This is a genomic window from Streptomyces sp. NPDC052040 (assembly GCF_044548405.1).
In the GTDB taxonomy this organism is placed as follows: domain Bacteria; phylum Actinomycetota; class Actinomycetes; order Streptomycetales; family Streptomycetaceae; genus Streptomyces.
In genome coordinates, this window is record NZ_JBIUBV010000017.1 from 25490 (window position 1) to 41728 (window position 16239).

Annotated in this window: 12 protein-coding genes, 1 pseudogene and 1 riboswitch; of the genes and pseudogenes, 6 read left to right on the top strand and 7 right to left on the bottom strand. The window is 71.3% G+C overall.

Annotation, left to right across the window (positions count from 1 at the left end; translation table 11 throughout):
• Positions 1–102: 102 nt before the first annotated feature.
• From ACIHAA_RS26705 to rarD, 4 genes and pseudogenes are all read left to right on the top strand, one after another.
• Positions 103–2031 (top strand): 2-oxoacid:acceptor oxidoreductase subunit alpha, encoded by a 1929-nt coding sequence (locus ACIHAA_RS26705; RefSeq protein WP_399821418.1) that lies wholly within the window; start codon positions 103–105, stop codon positions 2029–2031.
• Positions 2024–3103 (top strand): 2-oxoacid:ferredoxin oxidoreductase subunit beta, encoded by a 1080-nt coding sequence (locus ACIHAA_RS26710; protein WP_399821420.1) that lies wholly within the window; start codon positions 2024–2026, stop codon positions 3101–3103. Before ACIHAA_RS26705 ends, ACIHAA_RS26710 begins: the two co-directional genes overlap by 8 nt.
• Before the next feature lie 127 nt (positions 3104–3230).
• Positions 3231–4012, top strand: a pseudogene (locus ACIHAA_RS26715) (NAD(P)H-binding protein); the annotation flags it as partial.
• A gap of 240 nt (positions 4013–4252) precedes the next feature.
• A complete protein-coding gene (gene rarD / locus ACIHAA_RS26720) occupies positions 4253–5275 on the top strand; it encodes an EamA family transporter RarD (protein WP_399821422.1) in 1023 nt (340 codons plus the stop codon).
• 37 nt (positions 5276–5312) lie between these two features.
• Here the strand turns inward: rarD and ACIHAA_RS26725 are convergent, their stop codons facing one another.
• The gene (locus ACIHAA_RS26725) at positions 5313–6554 is read right to left on the bottom strand and encodes a tetratricopeptide repeat protein (protein WP_399821425.1); all 1242 of its coding nucleotides are present in this window, start codon (positions 6552–6554) and stop codon (positions 5313–5315) included.
• Between the two features lie 487 nt (positions 6555–7041).
• Here ACIHAA_RS26725 and ACIHAA_RS26730 point away from each other — a divergent pair, with 487 nt between their 5' ends.
• A complete protein-coding gene (locus ACIHAA_RS26730; RefSeq protein ID WP_399821427.1) occupies positions 7042–7632 on the top strand; it encodes a flavodoxin family protein in 591 nt (196 codons plus the stop codon).
• Positions 7633–7675: 43 nt separating this feature from the next.
• On the opposite strand, the gene ACIHAA_RS26735 is transcribed toward ACIHAA_RS26730, so the two are convergent.
• The 4 genes from ACIHAA_RS26735 to ACIHAA_RS26750 all read right to left on the bottom strand — a co-directional run bounded on the left by ACIHAA_RS26735 (position 7676) and on the right by ACIHAA_RS26750 (position 12292).
• Entirely contained in the window at positions 7676–8653 is a 978-nt protein-coding gene (locus tag ACIHAA_RS26735) for an ABC transporter permease (protein ID WP_399821428.1), read from the bottom strand.
• The gene (locus ACIHAA_RS26740) at positions 8640–9647 is read right to left on the bottom strand and encodes an ATP-binding cassette domain-containing protein (protein WP_399821430.1); all 1008 of its coding nucleotides are present in this window, start codon (positions 9645–9647) and stop codon (positions 8640–8642) included. The genes ACIHAA_RS26735 and ACIHAA_RS26740 overlap by 14 nt, the downstream gene beginning before the upstream one ends.
• A 47-nt stretch (positions 9648–9694) precedes the next feature.
• Positions 9695–10951: an outer membrane lipoprotein carrier protein LolA gene (locus tag ACIHAA_RS26745; protein ID WP_399821432.1), complete on the bottom strand. Its 1257-nt coding sequence runs from the start codon at positions 10949–10951 to the stop codon at positions 9695–9697.
• A 330-nt stretch (positions 10952–11281) separates the two neighbouring features.
• Entirely contained in the window at positions 11282–12292 is a 1011-nt protein-coding gene (locus ACIHAA_RS26750; protein WP_399821434.1) for a polyprenyl synthetase family protein, read from the bottom strand.
• 681 nt (positions 12293–12973) lie between these two features.
• Positions 12974–13143: riboswitch (cyclic di-AMP (ydaO/yuaA leader) on the top strand.
• A 4-nt stretch (positions 13144–13147) separates the two neighbouring features.
• Here ACIHAA_RS26750 and ACIHAA_RS26755 point away from each other — a divergent pair.
• Positions 13148–13672, top strand: coding sequence for a transglycosylase SLT domain-containing protein (locus ACIHAA_RS26755; RefSeq protein ID WP_399821436.1), 525 nt, complete (start codon positions 13148–13150; stop codon positions 13670–13672).
• Positions 13673–13702: 30 nt separating this feature from the next.
• Here ACIHAA_RS26755 and ACIHAA_RS26760 read toward each other — a convergent pair whose 3' ends face one another.
• Together ACIHAA_RS26760 and ACIHAA_RS26765 are read right to left on the bottom strand one after the other, a co-directional pair.
• Positions 13703–14596 (bottom strand): HAD family hydrolase, encoded by an 894-nt coding sequence (locus ACIHAA_RS26760; RefSeq protein ID WP_399821438.1) that lies wholly within the window; start codon positions 14594–14596, stop codon positions 13703–13705.
• A gap of 365 nt (positions 14597–14961) precedes the next feature.
• The gene (locus ACIHAA_RS26765; RefSeq protein WP_399821440.1) at positions 14962–16164 is read right to left on the bottom strand and encodes an FAD-dependent oxidoreductase; all 1203 of its coding nucleotides are present in this window, start codon (positions 16162–16164) and stop codon (positions 14962–14964) included.
• Between the last annotated feature and the right edge of the window lie 75 nt (positions 16165–16239).

A 16239-nucleotide genomic window follows, 5' to 3' on the forward strand; every position in this document is an offset into this window, starting at 1 on the left:
GCATCACCAGGGGACGGCGGCCCTTACCGACGTAGGGTTGATGGCGGGAAGGCCGTCGGGACGGCCAGGCCCGGACAGCTGCCTCGAAGGAGGTCCAGTTCAGTGACCAGCCAGGTCAGCAGAACAGCGGAGCAGGCCGACGGAGCCGTCGTAGGAGAACAGCGCAGACCGGCGGGCACCAAGGATGTGCGCACGCTCGACCGGGTGATCATCCGCTTCGCGGGCGACTCGGGTGACGGGATGCAGCTCACCGGTGACCGTTTCACCTCGGAGACGGCGTCCTTCGGGAACGACCTGTCCACCCTGCCGAACTTCCCCGCCGAGATCCGTGCCCCCGCCGGCACCCTGCCGGGTGTCTCGTCGTTCCAGCTGCACTTCGCGGACCACGACATCCTCACCCCGGGTGACGCGCCCAATGTCCTGGTGGCCATGAACCCGGCCGCCCTCAAGGCGAACGTCGGCGACCTGCCGCGCGGCGCGGAGATCATCGTGAACACCGACGAGTTCACCAAGCGGGCGATGCAGAAGGTGGGCTATGCCGCCAGCCCGCTGGAGGACGGCACGCTGGACGGCTACAGCGTCCACCCGGTGCCGCTCACCACTCTCACCGTCGAGGCGCTCAAGGAGTTCGACCTCAGCCGCAAGGAGGCCGAGCGCAGCAAGAACATGTTCGCGCTGGGGCTGCTGTCGTGGATGTACCACCGGCCGACCGAGGGCACCGAGAAGTTCCTGAGTTCGAAGTTCGCGAAGAAGCCGGAGATCGCGGCCGCCAATATCGCCGCCTTCCGCGCCGGGTGGAACTTCGGCGAGACGACGGAGGACTTCGCGGTCTCGTACGAGGTCGCACCGGCCACCCAGGCCTTCCCGGTGGGCACGTACCGCAACATCTCCGGGAATCTGGCCCTCTCCTACGGCCTGATCAGCGCCTCCCGGCAGGCGGATCTGCCGCTGTTCCTCGGTTCCTATCCGATCACCCCGGCCTCGGACATCCTGCACGAGCTGTCCCGGCACAAGAACTTCGGTGTGCGGACCTTCCAGGCCGAGGACGAGATCGCGGGTATCGGTGCCGCGCTGGGGGCGGCGTTCGGCGGGTCGCTGGCGGTCACCACGACCTCCGGGCCCGGGGTGGCCCTGAAGAGCGAGACCATCGGCCTGGCGGTGTCCCTGGAGCTGCCGCTGCTGGTCGTCGACATCCAGCGCGGCGGCCCGTCCACGGGCCTGCCGACCAAGACCGAGCAGGCCGACCTGCTCCAGGCGATGTACGGGCGGAACGGCGAGGCGCCCGTGCCGGTGATCGCCCCCTGCACCCCGGCCGACTGCTTCGACGCGGCCCTGGAGGCGGCCCGGATCGCCCTCTCCTACCGCACTCCCGTGTTCCTGCTGTCCGACGGCTACCTGGCCAATGGCTCCGAGCCCTGGCGCATCCCCGAGCTGGACGAGCTGCCGGATCTGAGGGTGCAGTTCGCCCAGGGGCCGAACCATAGGCTGGACGACGGCACCGAGGTGTTCTGGCCCTACAAGCGCGACCCCCGCACCCTGGCCCGCCCGTGGGCCGTCCCCGGCACCCCGGGCCTGGAGCACCGGATCGGCGGCATCGAGAAGCAGGACGGCACGGGCAACATCTCCTACGACCCGGCCAACCACGACTTCATGGTGCGCACCCGCCAGGCGAAGATCGACGGGATCGAGGTCCCCGAGGTGGAGGTGGACGATCCGCACGGGGCGCGCACCCTGGTGCTCGGCTGGGGGTCGACGTACGGCCCGATCACCGCGGCGGTCCGGCGGCTGCGTACCGCGGGCGAGTCGATCGCACAGGCCCATCTGCGGCACCTCAACCCGTTCCCGCGGAATCTCGGCCCGGTGCTCAAGCGTTACGACAAGGTGGTGATCCCCGAGATGAACCTCGGCCAGCTCGCCCTGCTCATCCGGGCGAAGTACCTGGTGGACGCCCATTCGTACAACCAGGTGAACGGGATGCCGTTCAAGGCCGAGCAGCTCGCCGCGGCTCTCAAGGAGGCCATCGATGGCTGAGACGACCATGGAAGGCACGGATACGATCGAGGCGCTTTCCCTCGTGCCCAAGTCGGCGGCCCGGCAGTCCATGAAGGACTTCAAGTCCGACCAGGAAGTCCGCTGGTGCCCCGGCTGCGGGGACTACGCGATCCTCGCCGCGGTCCAGGGCTTCATGCCGGAACTGGGCCTGGCCAGGGAGAACATCGTCTTCGTCTCGGGCATCGGCTGTTCGTCGCGCTTCCCGTACTACATGAACACGTACGGTATGCACTCCATCCACGGCCGCGCCCCCGCGATCGCGACCGGGCTCGCCTCCTCCCGCCGCGATCTGTCGGTATGGGTGGTCACCGGTGACGGCGACGCCCTCTCCATCGGCGGCAATCACCTCATCCACGCCCTGCGCCGCAACGTCAATCTGAAGATCCTGCTGTTCAACAACCGGATCTACGGGCTGACCAAGGGCCAGTACTCGCCCACCTCCGAGGTCGGCAAAATCACCAAGTCGACCCCGATGGGGTCGCTGGACGCGCCCTTCAACCCGGTGTCGCTGGCGATCGGCGCCGAGGCGTCCTTCGTGGCCCGTACGGTCGACTCCGACCGCAAGCATCTGACCGGGGTGCTGCGCGAGGCGGCCGCCCATCCGGGCACGGCCCTGGTGGAGATCTACCAGAACTGCAACATCTTCAACGACGGTGCCTTCGACGCCCTCAAGGACCAGCAGACCGCCGAGGAGGCGGTGATCCGACTGGAGCACGGGCAGCCGATCAGGTTCGGGCCGGACGGCTCGCGCGGTGTCTTCCGCGACCCCCGCACCGGCGACCTGAGGACGGTGCCGGTCACTCCGGAGAACGAGGCGGAGGTCCTGATCCACGACGCGCACGCCGATTCGCCCACGACGGCGTTCGCCCTGTCCCGGCTGGCCGATCCGGAGACCCTGCACCACACCCCGATCGGGGTCTTCCGCTCCGTGCACCGGCCCGTCTACGACGCGCAGATGACCGACCAGCTCGATGCCGCCATCGAACAGAACGGCAAGGGCGACCTGGCCGCGCTTCTCGCGGGCGGGGACACCTGGACGGTGGTCGGCTAGCGACCGGAGCCGGAGGCGCCACCGATCGACGAGGCCCGGGCCCGCTGCGCCCGGGCCTCGTCGTATGCGTCGCGGGCGCGTTCGACCTCGGGCATGCGCTCCTGTGTCCACCGGGCCAGCGCGCGGACCGGCGGACTCGGTCACCGCGGTGGTCCGCAGCCCGGAGAAGGCCGCCGACCTGCGCGACCGCGGTGTGCGCATCGCCGTCGCCGACTACAACGCCCCCGAGACCTTCGACGGCCTCTTCACGGCCGGCGACACGGTGCTGCTGATCTCGGGCACCGAGTTCGACAAGGGCCGGGTCGCCCAGCACAAGGCCGTCCTGGACGCCGCCGCGGCGGCCGGGGTCGCGCTGTTCGCGTACACCAGCGCCCTCGGGAGCCTGACGGCCGCGCTGGCGGACGACCACCGGGCCACCGAGCAGCTGATCCTCGCGTCGGGCGTGCCGTACGTCCTGCTGCGCAACGCTGGTACCACGAGAACTACACCGAGAACCTGGCCCCCGTACTGGAGCACGGCGCCGTCGTGCAGGCCGCCGGTGCGGGCCGGGTAGCCTCCGCCTCCCGCGCCGACTACGCGGCCGCCGCCGTGGCGGTGCTGACCAGCGAGGGCCATGAGAACGCCGTCTACGAGCTGAGCGGCGACACGGCGTGGAGCTTCGCCGAGTACGCCGCCGAACTGAGCGGGCGGACCGGCCGGGAGATCGCCTACAACTCCGTACCGCTGGATGTCTACACCGGCATCCTGACCGGCGCCGGGCTCCCCGGCCCCCTGGCCGCGATCCTGGCCGGGGTGGACGTCTCCATCGAACAGGGCGAGCTGGCCGTCACCACCGGCGACCTCTCCCGCCTCATCGGCCGCCCGGCCACGCCGATCGCAGAGTCGATCGGCGCGGCGCTCAAAGGCTGAGAACCGGCCGGGCGGGTCCTGTCCGGTCTCCGGTCTCCGCTCTCCGGTCTCCGGTCTCCGGTCTCCGGTCTCCGGTCTTCCCAACTACCGGGACCGGGGTGTGGTGCCCGCCCGCCGGGATGTACCGCACGTCACCCGCCTCTGTCATGACCGTATGGCGAAACGGGAATGACGGGCGAGGGTGCTCGCGTTACGTTCGTGGATGCTGGGCGGAAACGGTTGAGCGAGCGGGGAGGGCCTGTGGCCGACAGGTCGAGGGGTGAACAGCGGACAGGTCTGCTGAACGGCTTCGCGGCGTACGGGATGTGGGGGCTCGTCCCCCTCTTCTGGCCGCTGCTGAAGCCCGCGGGAGCGATGGAGATCCTCGCGCAGCGGATGGTGTGGTCGCTGGGTCTGGTCACCGTGGTGCTGCTGGTGATGCGGCGCTGGGCCTGGGCGGGCGAACTGCTGCGGCAGCCCCGCAAGCTGGGGCTGATCGCCATCGCCGCGGCGGTCATCACGGTCAACTGGGGCATCTACATCTGGGCCGTGAACAGCGGCCATGTGGTGGAGGCCTCGCTCGGCTACTTCATCAACCCGCTCGTCACCATCGCGATGGGCGTACTGCTCCTCAAGGAACGGCTGCGGCCCGTCCAGTGGACGGCGGTCGCGGTCGGCTTCCTCGCCGTACTGGTCCTGACGATCGGATACGGCCGCCCGCCGTGGATCTCCCTGTGCCTGGCCTTCTCGTTCGCCATCTATGGGCTGGTGAAGAAGAAGGTCGGCATGGGCGGTATCGAGTCGCTGGCCGCGGAGACCGCCGTGCAGTTCGTACCGGCGCTCGGCTATCTGCTGTGGCTGTCGGCGCAGGGCAGCGCGACGTTCGCGTCCCATGGCGCCGGGCACGCGGCGCTGCTCGCCGCCACCGGGGTGGTCACCGCGCTCCCCCTCGTCTGCTTCGGCGCCGCCGCGATCCGGGTGCCGCTGTCCACGCTCGGGCTGCTCCAGTATCTGGCGCCGGTGTTCCAGTTCCTGCTGGGCATCCTGTACTTCCACGAGGCGATGCCGCCCGAGCGGTGGGCGGGCTTCGCACTGGTCTGGCTCGCGCTGATCATGCTGACCGGCGACGCCCTGCGCACGGCGCGGGCGACGGCGCGCGCACTCCGGGACCGTTCCGCGGACCCCGCCTCCGCGCTCGCGGCGGCCGCGACCACGGCCGTGGCGCAGCAGCCCGAGGACAGGGTGGCGGGTCCCGGCCCCGATCCGGTGGACGCCAGGCCGTAGACCGCGGGACGGGCCCCAGGGGCCTGGGGCCCGGCGGTCAGCAGGAGTGCGGGGCTCCCGCGTCGGCCGCGGTGCGGGCGCGCTCGGTCAGGCGTCCCATGCGGGTGCGGGCGCGCTCCAACTGCGCCACGTCGTCCGCGGCGGGGCCCGGAGCGGCGACGAGTTCGGTCCATACGCCGATGAGTTCCCGGCCGAGATCCAGTCCCTGGAGCGGGTCGCGGACGGCGCGCCAGGCGGCGGCCGCGCTCTGGACATCACCGTACGCGCCACGCCGGTCACCCATACGGTGGCGGAGCCGGGCCAGGTCGATCGAGAAGCGGAACGAGCGCAGCGGCTCGTCCGCCAGGTAGGCGATATAGGCGGAGAGTTCGCGCAGGTGGAGTGCGTCGGGGTGGTCGCCGCCGAGAGCACGGGACGCTTCGGCGAGGGTCCGCTCGGCCGTCCCGGAGGCCTCCGCGAGCCGCCCCTGCTGCACGGCCTCGCTGATCCGGGCCAGGGGCCCGGCGAGGGGACCGCCCATGCCCGAGTCCGGCGCGAGCACGGCCTCGGCGACGGAGTCGAACTCGCGTACCGGCGGCTCCTTGGGCTCCTCCTCGGCATGGGCCTCGGCGCCGGAGGCGAGCCAGGGAGCCGGGGAGGGGCCCCGGCCGGACGGAGCGTACGGGTCGTCGGACAGGTGCGTTCCGCCGGTGAGCGGCTCGGACGTCTGTGCCTCGCCCGTCAGCGGCTCGGGCAGCAGCGCCTCGGAGAGTTGCGGTTCGTCCGGTCCTTCCGGTGCCGCCGGCCATACGGGAGCGGCCGGGGCGGACGCCGGACCCGCCGGGCCCTGCCCCAGGTCCGGGACGACGGCTCCGGCCCGCGGCCACACCTGGGCCGGTCCCGAGGTGGCGTTGATCAACGGGAGCCGTTCGGGCGCCCGCTGCACCATGCAGGTGGTGACGCCGCCGCCGAGAGGCTCGGGGGCGTCAACCGTTGCGTCCGCCGTGGTGTCCGCGTCCGCCGTGGTGTCCTCGGTCAGCGGGATCGGCTCCTGCGTGAACTCGCTCGACCCGTCCACCAGCACCCGGACCGGCATCACATAGCCGATCCGCTCGTCGCGGACGGCGGCAAGGACGGGGCGGCCCGCGGTGAGGGCGAGACGGTGGAGGTGGTTCAGGACGGCCTGCTGGACCGACTGCCCGGGCGCCACGACCAGCGGTGCCCCGCCGACGGTCGCCCCGGCGCCCGTCTCGCCCCCGTCGCGGCCACCGGCCGGTACATGGACCTCGATCGGCGTCATCGCGGGCTCCGTTCCCTGCGTGGACGCGGCCGCGGAGGCGGAGCGTCCCCGCTCGTGTGCGCGGCTGGGTCGAGACATCGTTCCCCTCATTCGGGTCGGACCGTCGAGGAGAACGCGGGGGTGCGGGCGCCCGCGGCGACGGGCATCCGGCAGGCAAGCGTACGCGGACCCGGCGGGGCACAGTGCGCCCCGCGCCCCGCGGCCGACCTGGGCGCCTCACGCGCCGTACGCGTCATCCTCTGTTCCCTCCCGCCTCGGCCCGGACATGGTCCCGGGCATCTACACACAAGTGTCCGGCTGCCGTGCCCGCCCGGCGTCACCGCAGCGTCACAGGCCTGTCCCAGCGGTACGCCGCGTCACCCCCCCACCGCCGGACCCCTCACCCGCACCCCGCACCCATCGCCCGGCCACCCCTTGCTATTAATTGCACGCGCATTTAATGTGTGTGCACGTACAGACCGCGTACCGTCGTCTCTCAGGGGTCCTCATGAGTCGCCGTTTTCTCTTCGTACTGGGCAGCTCCCGCAGCGAAGGCAACACCGAGCTGCTCGCGCGCCGCGCCGCCGAGCACCTGCCCCGCGAGGTCGAGCAGCAGTGGATCAGCCTGATCGAGCACCCGCTGCCCGATTTCTCCGATCCACGGCACGACGGCGACTACCCGCCCCCCACCGAGGGCACTACGGCGATGCTGCTGGAGGCCACGCTCGCGGCGACGGACCTGGTGATCGCGTCGCCGCTGTACTGGTACTCGGTGTCCGCGCAGACCAAGCGCTATCTGGACCACTGGTCGGGCTGGCTCCGCGTGCCCGGGCTCGACTTCAAGAAGGCCATGGCGGGCCGCACCCTGTGGGGTGTCACCGCACTCGCCGACGAGGAGCAGGACGTAGCGGCTCCCCTGGTCGGCACGCTCAACAACTCGGCCGCCTATCTGGGCATGCGCTTCGGCGGGGTCCTGCTCGGCAACGGCAGCAAGCCCGGCGACGTACTGCACGACACCCGGGCACTGGACCGGGCCGAAACGTTCTTCGGGCAGCAGGCGCCGCTCGCCCGCTTCCCCTACGAGACGGCACTCGTCTGATTCCCCCCGGCCCCCACACCCCTGTGGGGGCCGCCGGGCGCCTTCAGGCCGTGATGTCCTTCGTGGTGAAGCGCGCCCAGGCCGCCGAGCCGAAGACGGCCGCGTACAGGGCCTGGAGTTCGAGGTTGCGGACCAGGTCGTCCCAGTAGACGGGGTCGCGCATGAGGTCCGCGAAGGACATCCAGTAGTGCGGGAAGAAGTACAACTGGAACGCGTGCAGTTGGGGGATCTGGTCGAGGATCTGCACGGTGATCACCAGGCCAACGGTGGTCGCCATGGCCCCGATCCCGCTGTTGGTGAGGGTGGAGACGAACAGGCCCAGGGCCGCGAGGCCGAGCAGGGACGCGGCCACGGTCAGGGCGATGAGCAGGGCGCGGAGCAGTCCGTCGCCCAGGCCGATGCGGGTGCCCGAGATCGTCGTCGGATCACCCAGCGGGAAGAGCAGGGCGCCCACCGCGAGCGCCGAGAGGGCGACGACGAGTGTGGCGAGCAGGCAGAAGGCCGCCGTGGTCGCGTATTTGACGAGGAGGAGGCGGGTGCGGCCCGCGGGGGCGACCAGGAGATAGCGCAGTGTGCCGGAGTTGGCCTCGCCCGCGATCGCGTCCCCCGCGATGACACCGACCGCCATCGGCAGGAAGAACGGCAGCGTGACGGCGAGTGCCGTGAAGACCAGGAACAGCCCGTTGTTGGTGATCTGCGCGATGAACGCGGGACCGCCGTCGCCGCCCCGCCCGCCGCCACCGGAGCCGCCGCCCGTCTGCACCTTGACGGCGACCCCCACCAGGACCGGTACGGCCGCCAGTACGCCGAGCAGCGCGAGCGTGCGCCAGCGCCGCAGGGTCGTCACCAGCTCGCTGCGCAGCAGCCCGAGCGTCCACAACGGGCCGGTCCTCGGCGCGGCCGAGGGCCGTTCAGCCTTCTCCAGCCGCTGAATCCGGTCGGCCCGGTTGGCCCGCTCGGCCCAACCGATGTCGGGCCGCCCGGCCCGGTCGGTCTGCCGTCCCTGCTCACCCCGCGACATCGAATCCCTCTCCCGTCAGCGCCACGAACGCGTCCTCCAGGGAGGCCTGTTCGACGGTGAAGCCGCGCACCCGGACGCCCGCGGTGACCAGCGCGGCGTTCACATCCGCCGTCTCGCCCTCCGGGGGCTCCCCCGTCACCCGGCCCTCCCCCGCCACCACCTCGGCGATGCCCCGCTCCTTCAGGACGCGGGCCGCCTCCGCCACGTCCGGGGTGGTCACGACGAGCCGTCCGCGCGCCCCGGCCGCCAGGTCCGCCACCGCGCCCTGCGCGATCAGCCGGCCGCGTGCCATCACGGCGGCGTGGGTGCAGACCTGTTCGATCTCGTCGAGCAGATGGGAGGAGAGGAAGACGGTCGTACCGTCGGACGCGAGTTCCCTGACCAGGGTGCGGATCTCACGCATGCCCTGCGGGTCCAGGCCATTGGTCGGCTCGTCCAGGACGAGGAGCCGACGGGGCTGGAGCAGGGCGGCCGCGAGACCCAGGCGCTGCTTCATCCCCAGGGAGTACGCCCTCGCCTTCTTGGCAGCCGCCGACGTCAGGCCCACCCGGTCCAGTGCGGCCCCGACGCGTGCGCGCCGGGTGCGCGGATCGGCGGTCGGGTCGGCGGCGTCGTAGCGCAGGAGATTGTCGCGGCCGGACAGGAAGCCGTAGAGCGCCGGGCCCTCGATCAGGGCGCCGACCTGCGGGAGTACGGTGCGCGCCGCACGGGGCATGGGCCGCCCCAGCACGCGTGCCGTGCCCGAGGTGGGCTCGATCAGGCCCATCAGCATGCGAATGGTGGTGGTCTTGCCGGAGCCGTTCGGCCCGAGGAAGCCGAAGACACTGCCCGCCGGGACGGTCAGGTCGAGTCCGTCCACGGCGAGCTGTCCGCCGCGGTAGCGCTTGGTGAGGGCGCGGGTGGCGATGACCGGGGTGTCCCGGTCGGCCGCCCTGCCCGGCCCGGAGTCCTTCGACTCCCCCTCTGCGGCTTCCGCGGCGGACAGTTCCTCCATGCCTTCTCCTGCTCCAGCCGTTCGTGCCGTGCGGGATCCGGACGGGCCTACTTGCCTGCGTCGGCCGCCTTGATCAGCGTGTCCTTGGTGACCGCGCCCGCGTAGACCCTGCCGTCGTCCGTCATCAGGGCGTTGACCAGGCGGGTCGAGAAGACCGTGCCCGAGCCGAACTTGCCCTTGACCTTGTCGCCGAGGGACCCCATGAAGCCGGAGGCCAGGTCGTTCTTGGACGAGGCGCCCGAGGGCACGCCGCCCTTGGCGCCGGTGTCGAGGACGACGATCGAGGTCCAGCCCTCGCCGACGGTCCTGGGGCCGGTGCCACGGGCACCCTTCTCAAGGCCGTTCCCCGGGCCGTGCCCGGCCTTGCCGCCACCGCCCTGGGACGGCGCCGTGCCCTGGTGCTTCAGGTCGTCGTCCTGGGTGACCTTGGCGCCCTTGGGCGGGGTGAAGTCGAACGTCGATGCGGACGGCTTGGTGAAGGACACCTGGGTGAAGCCCGCGTCGACGACGGCAGCGCCGCCCGTCGCCGGGGTCAGGGTGAACTTCAGCGGCAGCCCGGTCTTCGCGTCGACCGCGATGCTGATGGCGCCGACGGTCGTACCGGACTGCCTGGGCTTGATGAGCAGCTTGTAGGCGTCCCGGCCCGCGACCTGAGCGGTGCCGTCGACCGTGACCGAGGTGGTCTTGTCGGCGGCCTTCAGGGCCTCCTCGGCCAGGTCCTTCGGGGTGGCCCGCATGTCCTCGGGGGCCGCCTTCGCGCCCTTGTGGTCGCCCGCGCCGGTCGAGTGGTACGCCTCGTTGGAGGCGCTGTCGTACGCCCACACCTGGTCGCCGTTGCGGATGACGCTGTACTCGGCGGCCTTCTCGACGAGGGAGACCTTCTGGCGGTCCTGGCCGTCGGCGGCGACCCGCAGGGTGTGGGTGCCGGACGCCAGTTCCATCAGCTTGGCGCTCGGGTCGGCGGTCGAGCCGCCCTTGCCGCCCGCGCCCTGCCCCAGCGCGCCGGAGGCGAGACCGCCCTCCAGGCCGCCCAGGTCGGGCAGGCCGAGATCGGTGCTGATCTTCACCGTGCCGGACAGCTGCTGGACGTCCGACTTTGCGATCTTCTCGATGAGCTGCTGCGCGCTGATCTTCGGCAGGTCGGGGTCCCCGGATCCGGCGAACGCCGGGACGAGCCCGATCGTCGCGGCCGCCACCCCCACCACCGCAACCGGAACGACGTACCGGGCGGCCGCGCGCCGCCCGTCGCGTACGTCCTCGGCCTCACCCGCGGGCGTGCTGCCTTCGGATTCGTACGGTGCCATGTGTGCCTTACCTCCGTCATCGGCGGCGGCCTGCCATCCATGCCCCGGCCCACCCCTGTGCCGCCATTCTCACCCGAACTCCTGTGAGGTGGTGTCTCCCATCTGACCAAATCGGCGCGGCAGATGCGTCAGACCGCGGGCTCAACTCCGCGTAATCCTGGGGTATGACACCGCGGGCCCGGCACCTGCTCCGACCCGTAGGGGTTCTACGGCGACGCGGGCGCCGGGGGCTCGACGGAGAGGCCGCGCCAGGCACGGAGAGTCACACGCGGAACACGAGGAGCACGCGGTGCGGGAGCGGTCGCGGACCGTGACGGGCCGCCCGCGGCCTCAGCTCACCCGGTGCACCACGACGTCGCACAGCTCCACCAGGGCCGCCTTCGCGTCGCACTCCGGCAGCGGGGCCAGGCCCGCGCGGGCGTCCTCCACATAGCGGACCATGTCGCGGCGCGCCTGCTCCAGGGCCGGGTGGGCCCGCAGCAGCGCGAGGGCCTCGGCGTGCCGGGCGTCATCGGTGAGGTCGGAGTCCAGAAGCGCGCACAGGGCGATGTCCTCGGGCAGCCCCAGGCGCTCCGCCCGCTCACGCAGACGCAGCACGGGGAGGGTGGGGATGCCCTCACGGAGGTCGGTCCCCGGGGTCTTTCCGGACTCGTGCGAGTCCGAGGCGATGTCCAGGACGTCGTCCGCCAGCTGGAACGCCACACCCAGCCGCTCGCCGTACTGGGTGAGCACGTCCACCACCGTTTCATCGGCGCCCGACATCATCGCCCCGAAGCGGCAGGCCACCGCCACCAGCGAGCCGGTCTTGCCGCTCAGGACGTCGAGGTAGTGCTCCACCGGGTCGCGGCCGTCACGGGGGCCCGCGGTCTCCAGGATCTGGCCCGTGACCAGCCGTTCGAACGCCTCCGCCTGGATCCGCACCGCCTCCGGGCCGAGGTCGGCCAGGATGTGCGACGCCCTGGCGAAGAGGAAGTCACCCGTGAGGACCGCGACCGAGTTGCCCCAGCGGGTGTTCGCGCTGTCGACCCCGCGCCGCACCTCGGCCTCGTCCATGACGTCGTCGTGGTAGAGCGTGGCGAGGTGGGTCAGCTCCACGACCACGGCCGAGGGCACGATCCCGGGCGCATACGGGTCGCCGAACTGCGCGGCGAGCATCACGAGCAGCGGCCGGAACCGCTTCCCGCCCGCGCGCACCAGATGCTGGGCCGCCTCCGTGATGAAGGGGACCTCGCTCTTGGTGGCTTCGAGCAACCCTTCCTCGACAGCGGCCAGTCCGGCCTGGACATCGGCCTCCAGAGCCTGGTCCCGCACGCTCAGCCCGAACGGCCCGACGACGGTCACGTGGGGTCTCCTGTCTGCTGACGTCTGCTGACGATCACGGTCGGTCTCAAGGACGGTCACTCGGTCGATGACGCCGCCCGTCGACACGGCTTATCGCGTTTGTCGATCTGTCGTCGCCCTCACTCAAGTCAGCGTATCCGGTCACGTTTCGATCACCGCTAGCGCCCACTGTTCCAGGCCGGGTGGTATCGGATCACGAACGGTATGTTCTTGATCATCTGATACGACCAGACATCCCCTGACATAGCCCATACCCACCCCCTGCGGGCACATGGAGGCCGACGCCCGGATTGCGAGCGGCGCCGGACGCCACCACCACCCCCACGACTGCCCGTCCGGACCCTCCGCACACACGGCCGAAGGTGCGCCCGCCGCCCGGGAAATCACCTTGCCTTCTGTCCGTTTTATCCGTATATGCCACTTACGCGAGTAAGTCCAGCATCAACCCCCGGCGACGGCAGTGACATAGCTCACGTGCGCGACATGGGGGCCATCGCGGCGATGCCATCAACTCCCGCTTTGCTAACGGCAACTTGAGCTTTGCTCAACAAACTGGATCATCGGCCCTATTCCCGCACTTCAAGGTCGATTCGGAAGGACTGTGACTTCAGGGCTTGTTCCCGACATGTGCTGTCGCATACCTTCCCATCGATCCGAGCGGAACGCCGAATCCTGCCGCCGCTCGAGAACCCACCGACCCCGACGGCAGGAGCGGGGGACCCAGGTAAGCCGCCGGTCCGGACACACACGGAACGGCTTGGGGTGAAGCCGCGGCCTCGGCAACGAGGACATGGCCGGGCACCTTTCCGCCCGAACCCGACAGCTCACCTCGCAGGCGCCGGAGAGGAATACGACATGTCCGCTTTCGCACTGCCCGCACGCCGCCGGGACCGTGGCTCCAAGGCCACCCGTCTCACCCGTGCCCTCGCCATCGCGGGGACGGGTGCCGCCGTTCTCGCCATGCCGGTCCTCGGAGCCACCAGCGCTTCCGCCGCACCCGGCGCACCGGCGGCGGCCCCTGCCGCCACCACGTCCACCGTCAGCACCGTGAAGACCCAGGGCACCACCCTCGACAGCTGGATACGCCAGTCGCTCGAGGTCATGGCCCAGCACGGGATCCCCGGTACGTACAACGGCATCTACCGCAATGTGATGCGCGAGTCGTCCGGCAACCCCAGGGCCATCAACCTCTGGGACTCCAACGCCCGCGCGGGCATCCCGTCGAAGGGCCTGCTCCAGGTCATCGACCCGACCTTCGCCACGTACCACGTGCCCGGCACGTCGTACGACCCCTACGACCCGGTGGCCAACATCACCGCCGCGTGCAACTACGCCGCCCACCGGTACGGCTCGATCGACAACGTCAACAGCGCGTACTAGTAGCTCCGCCAGTACTCCGCTGGCACCCCGCTAGTAGTCCCGGCAGTGTCCGACGGACCGCCGGCCGACGCGCTCGGCCGGCGGTCCGTCGTAGCCCTCGCGGCCCTCGCGGCCCTCGCGGCCGAAGAGCCTTTCGAGGACGACGGCGATACCGTCGTCCTCGTTGGACAGGGTGATCTCGTCCGCCACGGCCTTGAGTTCGAGGTGGGCATTGGCCATCGCCACCCCGTACGCGGCCCAGTCGAACATCGGCACATCGTTCGGCATGTCGCCGAAGGCGATGGTGTCCAGCGGGCCGAGGCCCAAGTGGTCGGCGGCCAGGGCGAGCCCCGTCGCCTTGGTGATGCCGCACGGCTGGAGCTCGACCGTGCCGGGCCCGGACATGGTGACCGTCGCGAGGGAACCGACCGCGGCCCGCGCCGCCGTGGCCAACTCGTCGTCCGACAGGGCGTGATGGCGCAGCAGCACCTTGCTGATCGGCTCGCACCACAGGTCGTCGCGCCGCTCGACCCGTACCGCGGGCAGGGTGGGGTGCGGCATCCGGTAACCGGGCTCGATCAGGGTGAGCCCGTCCACTCCGTCCTGGTCCACGGCCGCGTACACCTGCCCCACCTCGGCCTCGATCTTGCCGAGCGCCGTCTCCGCCAACTCCCGGTCCAGGGTGATGGAGAACAGCAGCCGGTTCGCACCGGCGTCGTACACCTGCGCGCCCTGCCCGCACACCGCGAGCCCCGTACTGCCGAGGTCGTCCAGCAGCGGCCGCGTCCTGGGCGCCGGGCGCCCCGTCACGACGAGGTGCTGGGCGCCTGCCGCCATGGCCCGCGCCAGCGCGGCCCTCGACCGGTCGGAGAGCGTGTCGTCGTCACGCAGCAGCGTTCCGTCCAGGTCGGTGGCGATGAGTGCATATGCGAGGGGTGCGGCCATGATCAGAGAATACGGATGGAACGCCCCCGCGACTCGGCGCGAACCGGACGACGTCCGCCGTCCCGCACGCCCCGAACTCCCATGCGCCGAAAACGGAGTTGCCCCACCAGCGCACGGCCCGGCACACCCCGGCACCCTTCCCGAACGACGTACCCCGGCACTCTTCCCGAACCACGTACCCGGGCGCTCATCCCGCACGACGCGCCCCGGCCCCCACCCCGCGACGACGTACCCCGGCACCCCACCCCGCAGGACATCCCGCGGCGCCCTCCCGCCGGACATGTCCCGCCCGTGCCCCGCAGGCCGGTTGGGTGGGGAGGCCGGATGGGTGGGAGGCTCCCACCCGGAGCCTCCCACCCGTACCGTCAGCCGTGTGCCGCCGCCAGATGCCCGGCCAGCCGGGGTGAGGCGAACTCCGTACCGCACACGAAACGCATCACCGGCCCGTACGAGGACGCCGCGGGCAGACCCGTGAAGTACAGGCCCGGCACCGAGGACGCATAGCCCGCGCCGAGCTTCGGCGCGCCCCGGCTCACCGCCAGTCCGGTCCGCAGTTCATGGCCCAGGAAGTCCATCGCCGCGATGTCCACGCGGTATCCGGTCGCGGCGATCACATGGTCCGCCGTGAGTTCCTCCGTGCGGCCGGTGTGCGTCCGCACCGTCAGCACGGGGCTCCCGTCCGGGGCTGCCGCACCGACCACGCGGTCGATCTCGCGCACCTGCACCGTGCTCTGGAAGCGGTCGCGCAGCCACCAGGCGCCGAGCGGTCCGAGGACCCGGCGGACCAGGTAGTGCCGGGTCCCGGCCGGGAGGAACCGGTACGGCTGCGGGTAGTGGCTCAGCGCCCACAGCGACCAGGCGCGCCCGAAGGGCGACTCGGGGCGGAACTTCGGCTGGGCCCACGGCGCCGAACCGAAGGCCACGGTGCCCTGTCCGCGGGCGACCACCCGGACCCGCGCCCCGGCCTCGGCCGCCAGCGCGGCGGTCTCCAGGGCGGACTGCCCCGCCCCGACGACCAGCAGATCCTTGCCGGAGAAGCGGGTGAGGTCATGGTGCTGGGAGCTGTGGGAGACGGGTGCGGTGGGGGCGGGGCCGTCCGGCGCGGCGGCGGCCAGCTCCCGCGGAAGGTGGGCCAGGCCCGACAGACCGGTGGCCACCACCACCGCCCGCGCCGCGAACTGCTCGCCCGAGTCCAGCTTCAGTTCGAAGCCGCCGCCCGGGCGGCGGTCCACGGAGACGACCCGGACCCGCTCCAGCTCGGGCACCAGCTTCTGCTGGAACCACTCGCCGTAGGCGATGAACGTCTCCACCGGGATGATGTCCTCGTCGGTCACCAGCCGGGGTATGCCCGCCGCGTCGCAGTAGTCGGCCAGGGTGTGGCCGCGCTGGGGGGCGTCGAGGTTCGAGGCGGCCGGGGTCGACTTCAGCAGCATGCCCTCGGGCATGTGGTCGCGCCAGCTGACCATGGGTTCGCCGAAGACACGGACCGGGAGACCGCGGGCCCGCAGATGGGCGGCGGTGGACAGACCGAACGGCCCGGCACCGATGACTGCTACAGGTTGAATCACGAAGTCCCTCCCCAAGGACGCATGTGCCTACTTCGTGCTGGAGCCGTACGCGCTGGGCGTACCTGGTGGTTGCGG

Excerpts from the sequence above, each read along its gene's own strand:
- ACIHAA_RS26725 (WP_399821425.1), bottom strand. The coding sequence starts at position 6,554 with ATGACGCCGATCGAGGTCCATGTACCGGCCGGTGGCCGCGACGGGGGC.
- ACIHAA_RS26760 (WP_399821438.1), bottom strand. The coding sequence starts at position 14,596 with ATGGCCGCACCCCTCGCATATGCACTCATCGCCACCGACCTGGACGGA.
- ACIHAA_RS26735 (WP_399821428.1), bottom strand. The coding sequence starts at position 8,653 with ATGTCGCGGGGTGAGCAGGGACGGCAGACCGACCGGGCCGGGCGGCCC.
- ACIHAA_RS26740 (WP_399821430.1), bottom strand. The coding sequence starts at position 9,647 with ATGGAGGAACTGTCCGCCGCGGAAGCCGCAGAGGGGGAGTCGAAGGAC.
- ACIHAA_RS26730 (WP_399821427.1), top strand. The coding sequence starts at position 7,042 with ATGAGTCGCCGTTTTCTCTTCGTACTGGGCAGCTCCCGCAGCGAAGGC.
- ACIHAA_RS26755 (WP_399821436.1), top strand. The coding sequence starts at position 13,148 with ATGTCCGCTTTCGCACTGCCCGCACGCCGCCGGGACCGTGGCTCCAAG.
- ACIHAA_RS26710 (WP_399821420.1), top strand. The coding sequence starts at position 2,024 with ATGGCTGAGACGACCATGGAAGGCACGGATACGATCGAGGCGCTTTCC.
- ACIHAA_RS26745 (WP_399821432.1), bottom strand. The coding sequence starts at position 10,951 with ATGGCACCGTACGAATCCGAAGGCAGCACGCCCGCGGGTGAGGCCGAG.